The following is an 11,314-nucleotide window of genomic DNA, read 5'->3' on the forward strand; positions in this document are numbered from 1 at the left end:
TTTTTACAATATTTTCGTATTTATGCAACTAACACTAGTAATCTTACTTACATTCAGCTGCAAAAGCAATAAAAAATAGGCAAAAAATCTCAATATTCTTCTTTATCAGCCATTTTCCTGCACCGTATTAAAGATCTCGAACATCGGCACCATAATGGAAATGACGATCGTTCCGACGATGCCCGCCAGCAGGACAATCATAAGCGGTTCAATGAGGGCCTTTAGCCGGTCCGTCACGGTTTCGACCTCTGCTTCGTAGAAATCGGCTACTTTGGACAGCATTTGGTCAAGCGAGCCGGTTTCTTCACCAATTGCGACCATTTGATGCAAAAGCGGTGGGAAAGCCCAGTGGCGCTGCATCGGTCCGGTAATCGATTCGCCTCGTTCGAGTGACCGCTTGGAATCACGGATGACACTGGCGATCACTTCGTTTTCCACTACTTCGCTTGTAATGTCCATTGCCCGTAGAATCGGGACCGAATTGGAAAACAGCGAGCTGAGTGTTCGTGTCATTCGGGCGAGCACCGCTTTTTGCATTAAGTTGCCGAAAATCGGCATGCGCAAAACAGCGTAATCAATGTACATTTTCGTTTCCGGGCGCTGGCGGAGCATCCAGATAGCTCCAAACAGGAGGCCGGCCAGCAGGGCAATCACATACCAGAACCGCTGCATCCATTCACTTGCGTTAATAACAAACTGAGTAATCGCCGGAAGCTCGCCGCCAAAGTCTTCAAACATGCCAACAAATGTCGGCACAACGGAAACAAGCAGGAAAATTACCACAAAAACCGCCACGATGCCGACGACAATCGGGTATGCCAGTGCCGAAATAACCTTTTGACGTGTCCGGTGCTGCCGTTCGTAATGGATAGCCAAATCGTTAAACGTTTGATCAAGCGTCCCAGTCGCTTCACCGGCTTTCAGCATGTTAATAAAAAGCGGCTCGAATATTTTCTTTTGTTTTTCCGCTGCGTCGGACAACGGCCGCCCTTCCCGCATTTCCGTCTCCATATTGGCGAGCGCCCGTTTCAGCGGCTTGCTGTCGGTTTGCTGGGATAAAATAAACGCGGAATCAACGACTGTCACACCCGCCTGCAAAAGCGCCGCAAACTGGCGAAGGAAAATGACCATATGCTCAAGTTTAACCGCGCGTCCGATCACAATGTCCTGCTCCCAGAAGGCTTCTTCCTTTTGAATAATCTCTTTGACGCGGATGCCGCTGGACTGAAGCTTTTCAATTGCTTCTTTTTTTGACTTGGCGGTTAATGTGCCTTTTTTCGGACCGCGCCTGTCCCGGCCGCTGTACGCGAATTTAGCCATTCCGTTACTCCCTTTCTCTTAAGTAAGGAAGAAGCGCTGATTTCGCCACCACTTCCTGCCGGAACAGCTCCTGTGCGTGGTCTGTCATCAGCTGCATTCCCTGCGCTTTAGATGTTTGGATCACATTGACAATCTGATGCACCTTTTCCGAGCGGATCAAGTTCGCCACGGCTGAATTGTTCAGCATGATCTCAAGCGCCGCTCTTCTGCCTTTTAAGTCCGCAGTTGGAAACAGCCGCTGGGCAATAACAGCCGTCAGAACGGTCGCCAGCTGTGTCCGAATTTGCGGCTGCTGCTCGGCCGGGAATACATCGATAATCCGCTCAATTGTCGCCGGTGCACTGGACGTATGAAGTGTGGCAAACACTAAGTGTCCCGTTTCAGCCGCGGTAATGGCGGTTTGAATCGTTTCAAGATCACGCATTTCCCCGACGAGAATTACATCCGGATCCTGACGCAAAGCGGCGCGCAGCCCATTCGCGAACGTTTGCGTATCGTAGCCGACTTCACGCTGATCAATGATGCACTTGCCGTGTTTATGTAAATACTCAATCGGATCTTCCAGCGTAATAATATGCTTTCGCGTGTTGCGGTTTAAATAATCAATCATGCTGGCAAGAGTTGTTGATTTTCCACTTCCGGTCGGCCCTGTAACAAGCACGAGACCGTGTGGCCGCTCAGAGACTTTTTTCAAAATATCCGGCATATGCAGGTCTTCAAGTGACGGTACGCCGGAGGCAATAACCCGGAAAGCGAGGGCAATGCAGTTCCGCTGATGGTACGCATTCACCCGAAAGCGGGACACGCGCGGCAGTCCAAACGAAAAGTCGAGCTCCCCTTTTTCTTTAAAGGTCTCCCACATTGTCTCTGGCACAATTGCCTTTGCCATCGCTTCTGTGTCGGCGGGCTTCAGTGGATCTTTTCCGTACCGCTTTAAATCACCGTGAATCCGGAGCACCGGGGCCGTTCCAACAGTTAAATGAATATCAGACGCTTTTAATTCAAACGCTGACCGCAATATAAATTCCAGTTTTTCTCTCATGGCTCTACTCCATTAGTACAGCGCGAAGCACTTCTTCTGTTGTCGTAATGCCCTGCTTGATTTTCAACAGGCCATCATCGAGCAAAAAGATCGTTTTGTTCTTCATCGCCATTTGTTTTAATGTGGACAGTGGTTCATTGTTTAAAATAAGCCGCTTCATTTCTTCCGTAACTGTGAGCACCTCGTGAATCGCGATCCGGCCTTTATAGCCGGTCATATTGCAGGAGGCGCATCCTTTGCCCCGGTTAATTCGTTCAATCTTCAAGCCGCGCTTGCCGAAAATCTCTTTTTCCCGCTCGGTTGCCGGCTCCTCGTGGCCGCAGTCCCGGCAAACCTTCCGAATAAGTCGCTGGGCGACAATGCCGCTGACTGATGAGGCCACAAGAAACGGCTCCACTCCCATATCGATCAGCCGCGTAATACTGCTGATGGAATCATTCGTATGAAGCGTACTGAGCACAAGGTGACCGGTTAAAGACGCCCGGATCGCAATTTCGGCCGTTTCTTTATCGCGGATTTCCCCGACCATAATGACATTCGGGTCCTGGCGCAAAATCGAGCGCAGACCGGCCGCGAATGTTAAGCCGACATTTGGATTCACTTGAATTTGATTAACGCCTTCAAGCTGATACTCCACCGGGTCTTCTACGGTAATTATGTTCACTTCTTCACTATTCAGCTGATTGAGTGAAGCGTACAGTGTCGAGGATTTTCCCGAACCGGTCGGGCCCGTTATTAGAACGATTCCGTTCGGACGTTCGAGCATTGTCTCTACTCTTTTTAAGTTCACTTTATTAAAGCCAAGCTGATTCATGTCATTTAACGAGCTGCTTAAGTCCAAAATCCGCATGACAATTTTTTCCCCGTAAACAGTGGGCAGAGTGGAAATACGGAGGTCAATCGGCCGGAAATCAATATTCGTTTTAATCCGTCCATCCTGTGGAATACGATGCTCGGTAATATCCATATTCGCCATAATTTTAATGCGCGCCGTCAGCATGCTGAGCATCGATTTTGGAAGCTGGCGGTCAAGCTGAAGCACACCATCCACCCGCATCCGCACAACCACCTTTGTTTCGTGCGGATCGATATGAATATCACTTGCTTTTTCCGTCATTGCCCGTGACATAATTTGATTGACGAGACGGACGACCGGAGAGTCTTCATCCGCTATTTCCTCAGCCTCACCCGGCTGCTCGGCGCTTTCCTGCATGAATTCCTCGAGCGAGTCATCAATATCGTAATACTTATTGACCGCACGCAAAATGTCCTGCTTGGCCGCAATCGCCGTTTCAATTTGAAAGCCCGTCGAAAGGCGCAAGTCCTCAACCGTAAAATAATCCATCGGGTCCGCCATTGCCACAAACAGCCGGTTTTCCTCTTTTTTCAGCGGAATCATCAGATTTTTTTTCGCCATCTCTTTTGGAACGAGGCTTAACAGCTTCATATCGACCGGATAGCGGTATAAGCTGACGTGCGGGATGCCCAGCTGAAATTCAAGCACTTCAATTAATTGCTGTTCGGTAATAAAGCCACGGTTCAAAAGGGCGTCTCCAAGCTTTTGCGCGTCTTTCTTTTCTTTTAAGGCAATCTGCAGCTGCTCCTCTGTAATGAGGCCTGACTCAACCAGCAGATCCCCCAGCCGTTTTCGCTTTGTTTTCATTCCGCATCACCTTTTATTGTCCATTTTCCGTGCTGTCTTCCCCGTCAGACTGGCTTTCTTCCTCTGATTGACTTTGATCCTCTTCAGCATCAACTGCTTGCTCTGCCTCTTCATCGTCTGTTGTTTCCTCCTCCGGCTCTGGCGGCGGTGGCGGTGGTTCCTGCGAGCTGTACAATTCTATTTGATGAACAGGAGGATAGAAGTCAGCCGCCACTTGTTCGCTTTCCCGCTTTTCAGATCCTTCCAGCCGATTGCGGTACAAATCAATCATCATGCCGCTTTCCCCATACTGCTCTACTCTCATTGCCCCATAATCTAAAAGAGGGCTGAAGTGCAGCACCGTTTTGGCCTTAAGCGTTTCTTTGTTTTTCAGCTCAGGCGCATACGTATAGTAAAACGGCAGACCCGTTAAAGCACCGTACAGCTTTCCGTTTGTCACCGTCCAATTGATTGTATACGAATGGTCATTCCGGTTAAAAAAAACAAAATCCTGGTTTTTCGCTTTATCGATACTTGCTTCATACCCGAGCTCTATGTACTCTGGCAGCTCAGTGCTCTGGTTTTTCTCCATAATATCGAAATTCGTCTTCAGCACCAGCCTGTACAGAGAGGAAGATAAAATATTCAAACTCTTCTCGCTTATTTTGTCCCCTGCAGGCTCCACCCAGCTGTTAAATGAAACAGATGAATTGTTTTTGATCGATATCGCCGGATTCGCTTTAATAAAATCGGCCGCGGCATCATCCATTCCTTCCGCTACGACCTCTGCTACTTTGCTGTTTCTCGTCTCTTCAGGCAAATAAAGAGAAAGATCAATGACCGATTCTCCCGTTTTTAAATAATCGGCTATATCAGCTAGATCGGATGCAAGCATGTTCATATCAAGCTGGTCAGCCACACGCAAGGAGGGCATTTTCCGTTTCAGTTCATCTGATAAATCGCCCGCGTTAATGGAAGCGATCAGCGGATTTTTTTGGCTGTCCGCTGCCTGGCTAACCGATTCTTCAACTTGGAAGGAAACGAGCCCAACGCTCATTTCCGCTTCCTTTTCTACATATTTAAACTTAATATTGGCTTCCTGCTGCCATGCTTCTACTTTTTCATTCAGCATGCGGACCGTTTCCGCATCCGTCAGCGCGTCAACCTTTTCCGAGCCGATAAACGTGTCTTCGTCAAACACCGTATCGGCTAAAAAAACCTGGTCAAACAGTCTGCCACCGTAAAATGAAAAAACGGTAAAGTACAAAATGAGCATAAAGAATAAAATAAGCAGCGTACCTACTTTATTTCGATTCTGACCTGCGCTCTCCATCTACTTATGCTCCGCTGTTCATGCTTAATTCAACAAGGATTTCCGGACCAGCTGATCTCGCTTTTTCAATATGTTCTTCCTCGAGAACGGTGCCCGCCGGTATAAGCACTTCCTCATTAAATTCGATATCTTTTGTTGTGGTTTTCCCTTTTAATAGCTGGCTTTGCTGATCATCAATCAAGCGGAGCCAGCGGTCGATCGATGGAGCTTCTTCTTGAAGCGGCTCCTCCGAAGGGCTTGCTTCTTCCAGCTTAGCTTCTGCTGATTCCACTGGCGTTTGTTCTTCCACTCCAGGTGAAATGGCTGCTTCATGTTCCGGAGCTGGCGCAGCGGATTCCTCTTGAACTAGTGTTCCTTCAAGAGATTCTTTCACCACATCCTCCGTAACGACAATTAAATCTCGTCCGTATGTCACGACGTGCTGACCATCTACCGCAAACGTACCTTCCTGGTCTTTCACAATAAGCTGCGTAATTTCTCCGGTTTCATCATCAATGATATATTCTACCGCCTGGCCAATCAGCTGGCCTTTTTTGGTCATCAAACGGTTTTGCACAATCTTTGTATTGCGATTCAGCAATTCGTTCGCGACCGGAATATTGTTCATTTCAATGACGCTGCTTTCATGATCAATCGTCATCGCATAATCACCGATTCCGATAATTTTATTGAATGGAATGGCTTTTCCTTCCTGCTCCCATTCCTCATGGCCGATTGTCACAAAATCGATGCTTCTTTTTTCCGGATTAATAATAAGCGACTTAGCCTGGCCGATCTCTGCTCCATTTGCAATGCTGATAATGGGCAAACCTTGTACTTCACTGCTTTTCTTCATCTCATTCACCTGTTTCCATTGATTGTTTGATAATAAACTCTTTCATACTTTCTATTTCTTCCACCAGTGCAGGGTGCTTTTGCAGCCGCTCCTTCAGTACATCTGTGAAAAGCATTGCCTGAAGCGTTTCCCCATTCGCCGCATAAAATGCCACAAGCATGCGGGCAATCGTATAATAATCCCTGTCATGAAGCGGTGCGTTTAGGTATTTAAGCATAAGGTCTTCTACCTGCTGGTATGGAAGCGCTTGTTGCTTTACGGCAATTTCCTGCCGAATAATGTGGAGCCATTCTGCCGACAAAAATGGACGCTCTGGTACAGCCTCGACTAGCGAATCCGGTTCGTTGTGATCGGTTTCTTCAGTCGAAAACTCCGACGGTTCTTCCGAGGCAGTTTGTTTGTGCAGATGAGTAGCCGGATCAGCTTCTTCTTTTAGTTCCAGCTGGACTGCTTCTTCAGGTGAGGCCGAATTGTCAAGCTCAATCTCCTCAAGCAAATTGTCTTCTGCGATTTTAAGGTCCTCTTCGGGCAATTCTTTCTTCCATTCCAACAGGACTGGAAGAATATCATCATCTTCCACTTCCAGATGAACCTTATCTTTTACGTTTTCGTCTACAACAGCAGTTTCTGGCTCGTCCTCAAATAGGTCAGCCAGGTAATCTGTTTCTAAATCGTCTTTTTCGTCTTTTTCTTCCTGCAGTACTTCATCAAGCTCCAATAGAGTTAATTCTTCGTTTTCCACTCCACTCTCTTCTTTTGGAGGAGCTTCCATTTGATCAAGCGCTGCTGATTCTTCTTCAAAAAGTTCCTGCAAATAAAGGTTCTCCTCGTTTTCTGCGCTTTCTGTAGGAACAGCTTCGTCACCCATTTTCTTGACCTCAATCCATCCTTCTGAATCTTCATCTGACTGTTCTTGATCCATTTCTTCAATCGTTTCAACCTGTCCAACAGATTCAAGATGAGCCAGCAAATCCTCTTCCTCAAGATCCATGTCAAGGACCGGTAGTTCTATCTCTTCTTCTTGATGACTGCTTTCTTGCTGCTCTTTCTGATCCTCCGCCCACGAAAGTTCTTCTAACGGCTCCAAACCAGTGTCTTCCTGCTCTACTTGCTGTACTGGAGCATCTTGTTTCTCCTCAGTCGCCAGGACGCGAGGCACCTTTTGTTCCTGTTCAAGAGAAGCATTGTTTTCCTGAACAGTCGGTTCGTATTTATTTTCAGTATGTATCAGCCGTTCTGGCTTCTCCTCCACTTTCTTTGAAAAAGAAAACCGTTTTTTCTTTGTCTTATTTTCCTCATACTCCTCTTCGATCTTTACCATGTCTGCTGCCCAAACCGGAAGTCCATATTTCAAGGTGAAATAGCTTGCCATGATAAAAACGAGAAGCCCAATCAGAAACCCCTGCCACCATGGTAAATATGAAACCGCAAGCATAATGCCCGATGCGATCGCAAGGCTTTCAAGCGCAATAATCAGCTTTCCTTTTAACGAAATACCGAGCGGAAGCCATGGCAAAACCGGCAGTATCAGCAGAAAAGCTAGAAACATCATGACTGATTTTGTCATTTACAACCCTCACTCATACTAATGTAGTAGAATAATTACAATATTTACTCGAAACGAATGTTATACAATAGAAATATTGTATAATAAAGTGACGTAATTGCAAAGAAAGGAAAGGACAACGTGACGAAAAAGATAAGAAATTGTCAAGCTGGTGTCACTTTACTCGAACTTTTGGTATCTCTTACTATATTAAGCATCATTCTGCTATCCGTCACTAGTTTCTTTTTTCAAGCAGGTACTTTTACTGCGTCAAATGAAAGCAGAACCGTCGCCGTCAATGTGGCCCGGAATGCTCTTATGTATATGGAAAAGCAGCCTTTCGTTCAAATGCGCCATGAATTTGAAGATGCAACCACCGTGAAGTGGCTGAAAATGTGCCCATCTGAGGGTGATGCGGCTGAGCTCGTTTACACAGTTGAGTCTGATGCAGTCAGCGTGGAAGACTGTGAAGCTATTTCGGTTAATGACGGCAGTTATGGTGTAACTGTCACATCTTCTGATTCAATTGAAGAAAACACAAAAAAATATTATATTCCGATTACCGTGAAAGTGAGGTGGAAGGAAAATGAACCGGAAGTCGAGCTGGATGGCACAATTAAAAGCGAGGATATGCGATGAGCGCGGACTAAGCCTGCTGGAGCTTCTCGCTGTATTAACTGTGCTGGTCATTGTCGGCTCAGTCATGACCAGCACGCTTGTTACTGGACAGAAGATTTTCACAAAACAAACGGCGGAAACCCAGTTTCGTGAGGATGCGGACTACGTAACGACACGGATCATGAATGAATTTTATTCCACTCCTTTTGACGAGGTTGAAATGTGTACACCCGCTCCCTGCATCCGGATCATCGATAGCACCGACACTTCTTTTAACGCAGTAGAAAACGAAAACCAGGACAGCGAAACCGATTATTATTATGATCTTGATTCCTCCAAAAAGGACACAGCAAATGAAACCGTTATAACGATTGTGGACGAACAGGTTCATATTCAAAAAGCGACAAGAAAGCCCGGCGAAGCAACTGTTTTGCAAAGTGACGAGCTTCTCGAAACACGCTCTTTCTTTACCAGCAGCAATGAGACATTTAATCTGGCCACATGCTCTGCCGAAACAGAGGGCGGCTCTTGTACAAGCGGTACGATGGAGCTGCTTTTTATCTTAAGCAGCGATCGGACAAGCGAACAAATGACACTAGAAAGTAGGTTTGGATTTTAATGAAGCGACTTCGTGAAGAAAAAGGAAACGCTCTGCTGCTCGTTTTGTTAGTGACCGTGGTTGTTTCTACAATCGGCCTCGCTGTTGTGTCATCCACGATCGGCGGTGCCAAGCGGACAACCGTCCGGGTCGCCGACGTGGATGTGACGTATGAAGCGGTCAAAGCCATTGATTCCTACTCTGCCCGTTTGTCACAGTCATTGCGAGAAGATCCTAATTTATCCATCGACAGCTTAACATTAAGCGAAGAGCTTGATCCTTCTTTCGATATGCTTCTAGAAGGCCTGACAAACACCATTGAGAATGATCTTCTGATGGACCCGCTTATTGAAGCCGTTGAAACAGTTGATGTTACTGAAGACCGCTATAATATTGATTCAAAAACGACTTTGACAAGGGTGCTTCAAGTATCCATTACAGCAGAAGAAGCGGACCGTGGGTCTGTCTCTCGAACAGCGACAAAAGAATTAATCGTTTCTCCGTTGCCAAGCTTTTTAAAATATGCACTCGGCTCTGAAAAAGGAACGCTTTCTCTTCATGGCTCTCCTCATTTCCAGGGGGACCTTTTCGCCAACAGCCTTTCGATTCAGGAGCAAGCTGAATATGAAACGGCTAGCGGGACAAAGCTGAGCAAAGCGACTCCAATGCCTTCTTTGTCAGGTGACCTGTATGTTGGAACCCCTGGAAGCTACGAAGGATGGGATTTTGACCCAACCGAGCTGGCCGGTTTATTGACAGAAGAAAACTTTTATAAAGGAAAAGTACCTTTATTAAAAAATGACAGTCAGTATCAGTCCATTGATTTTGACAGTGCCTATGCAGAAAATCGGGCTGCTGCTGATGAAAAAACAGCTGTTCCCAAACCATTTGACAGCAGCACGTTAACGAATGAAGCAAAATCTGTTGTGGAATCCAGCAATATCCTTTACGAAAGCAAGCTGGTTGGTGGCATTCTTAAATCGGTTTTACGGCCATTATCTGCGTATGCAGACTCCGCTCCACTGGTAAAGAACATTAATTATATTGGCGATGCTGTACTTCGGCCGACAGGTGAATTAATCCAAAACCTTCGGGTAAAAGGAGCTTTAACGATCTTTGTTGATGAGGATATAACGCTTGAAAACATTTACGTTTCCAGTGGCGTTCTCAAGATTGTTCAAACAGGAGGAACTCTTCAGCTAAAAGGAAACATCGTCTCCGATCAGGGCATACAGCTTGAGAATGAACAGGGTATTTTTACATCTGAAGCTGCTGTTTTGTACGATGAAGTAGCGATAGACATACAAAATGATGGTGACATGATCCTTGGAGAAACTTACAGCCGTGGTGACGTTATCGTAACAAATGGCTCCGGCTCTTTAGTAGCTGCCGAAGCTTTTCAGTCCGGGACAGATTCTGTCAGTGAATCAAGTGATATTGTATTAACGAACAATACTGGAGAAATGGACATTCTCACTGCAGCTCGGGCAGGAGAAAATTTAATCGTCAGCAATAACGGCCTTCTTTCAATGGAAGCGCCTAAAGAAGGAGCAAATACATTTTTTGCTGCTGAAAATGTAAATATTTCTTCTACCGGTGAATTATCGATAAAAAATCACCTGGAAGCAGAAGGCTCCATTACACTGGACCTGACGAAAAAAGCGTCGATTGAAGGTCTTCTTTTATCGAACGATAATATTAATTTATACGCAAAAGAAAGTACGGACAATGATCTCTATCTCGATGGTTCACTATTCTCAGAAGGGGATGTGACTATTCAGGGTGATGATGAAGCGGGAAATGATGAAGAAAATGATACACTTTCCATCGATGGCACGATGTATGCAAAAGGCAAAACGAATATTTCTAATCTGTCGATACGCGGATGGCAGGATGGCCAGCTTGTATCCCTTTCTAAAGAATCCCTTCTGATTACAAGGATTAATGAATTTCAAAACTTCGGTGACAGCGATGAACCTGATGGCGGACCTTATGTACCACAATCAGAGGACGTCATTCAGCCTCTGAAAGGATTTTTCTACACAGACAAGGACGTTGTGACGGACGGCTCACCACCAGCGGCAGATCTTTACGGTGTAGGCTCCCTGTTCTTTGTTGAAGGCGGTCTTTTTGCGAAAGGTGATTTTTTAATTAATGCGGTACGCGGCGAAACAGATGGCTTTGACATTAAAAGTGCCATCCCAACCAAAGGCTCTCAGGAGGATCACTTTTCTCGTTTTATTGTGAACTATGACCGGACGATTCTTCTAGGTCAGCTGGATTATTTGCCAAAAGTAGAGCATTTATCTTTATACAGCGACCAGTTAATTGTTGAATAAAAAAAGCATCGGCGGGAATAAAACCCGTCGATGCTTTTTGG

The 11,314-nt window shown here is 46.0% G+C and carries 9 protein-coding genes and 1 pseudogene; 4 read left to right on the top strand and 6 right to left on the bottom strand.

All coding sequences use genetic code 11. The features are described 5' to 3' along the window. Positions 1-105: 105 nt before the first annotated feature. From BW952_RS03420 to BW952_RS03445, 6 genes are read right to left on the bottom strand one after another with little or no spacing between them, the layout of a single operon-like run. Positions 106-1,320 carry a type II secretion system F family protein gene (locus tag BW952_RS03420; RefSeq protein ID WP_045849818.1) on the bottom strand — a complete coding sequence of 405 codons (1,215 nt, stop codon included), beginning with the start codon at positions 1,318-1,320 and terminating at the stop codon, positions 106-108. A 4-nt stretch (positions 1,321-1,324) separates the two neighbouring features. Continuing rightward, positions 1,325-2,362, bottom strand: coding sequence for a type IV pilus twitching motility protein PilT (locus tag BW952_RS03425; RefSeq protein WP_045849819.1), 1,038 nt, complete (start codon positions 2,360-2,362; stop codon positions 1,325-1,327). Between the two features lie 4 nt (positions 2,363-2,366). Continuing rightward, complete coding sequence (locus tag BW952_RS03430; RefSeq protein WP_045849820.1) at positions 2,367-4,025, bottom strand: GspE/PulE family protein; 1,659 nt, start codon at positions 4,023-4,025, stop codon at positions 2,367-2,369. Between the two features lie 13 nt (positions 4,026-4,038). Further along, the gene (locus BW952_RS03435; RefSeq protein ID WP_045849821.1) at positions 4,039-5,337 is read right to left on the bottom strand and encodes a VanW family protein; all 1,299 of its coding nucleotides are present in this window, start codon (positions 5,335-5,337) and stop codon (positions 4,039-4,041) included. Between the two features lie 4 nt (positions 5,338-5,341). Next, positions 5,342-6,172, bottom strand: a complete 831-nt coding sequence (locus BW952_RS03440; protein WP_045849822.1) for a PRC-barrel domain-containing protein — start codon at positions 6,170-6,172, stop codon at positions 5,342-5,344. A 1-nt stretch (position 6,173) separates the two neighbouring features. Beyond that, positions 6,174-7,739 carry a hypothetical protein gene (locus BW952_RS03445; RefSeq protein ID WP_045849823.1) on the bottom strand — a complete coding sequence of 522 codons (1,566 nt, stop codon included), beginning with the start codon at positions 7,737-7,739 and terminating at the stop codon, positions 6,174-6,176. A gap of 120 nt (positions 7,740-7,859) precedes the next feature. On the opposite strand from BW952_RS03445, the pseudogene BW952_RS19860 reads away from it, so the two are divergent. From BW952_RS19860 to BW952_RS03460, 4 genes and pseudogenes are all read left to right on the top strand, one after another. Then, positions 7,860-7,943: pseudogene (locus tag BW952_RS19860) on the top strand (prepilin-type N-terminal cleavage/methylation domain-containing protein); the annotation flags it as partial. 99 nt (positions 7,944-8,042) lie between these two features. Next, positions 8,043-8,357, top strand: a complete 315-nt coding sequence (locus tag BW952_RS19640) for a hypothetical protein (protein WP_231581299.1) — start codon at positions 8,043-8,045, stop codon at positions 8,355-8,357. Further along, positions 8,305-8,955, top strand: coding sequence for a hypothetical protein (locus tag BW952_RS03455; RefSeq protein ID WP_139325410.1), 651 nt, complete (start codon positions 8,305-8,307; stop codon positions 8,953-8,955). The genes BW952_RS19640 and BW952_RS03455 overlap by 53 nt, the downstream gene beginning before the upstream one ends. Then, on the top strand, positions 8,955-11,273 hold the full coding sequence (locus tag BW952_RS03460) for a hypothetical protein (protein WP_045849826.1): 2,319 nt from the start codon (positions 8,955-8,957) through the stop codon (positions 11,271-11,273). The genes BW952_RS03455 and BW952_RS03460 overlap by 1 nt, the downstream gene beginning before the upstream one ends. Positions 11,274-11,314 lie beyond the last annotated feature (41 nt).

This window comes from Domibacillus enclensis, from assembly GCF_900156125.1.
Classification (GTDB): Bacteria; Bacillota; Bacilli; order Bacillales; family Domibacillaceae; genus Domibacillus; species Domibacillus enclensis.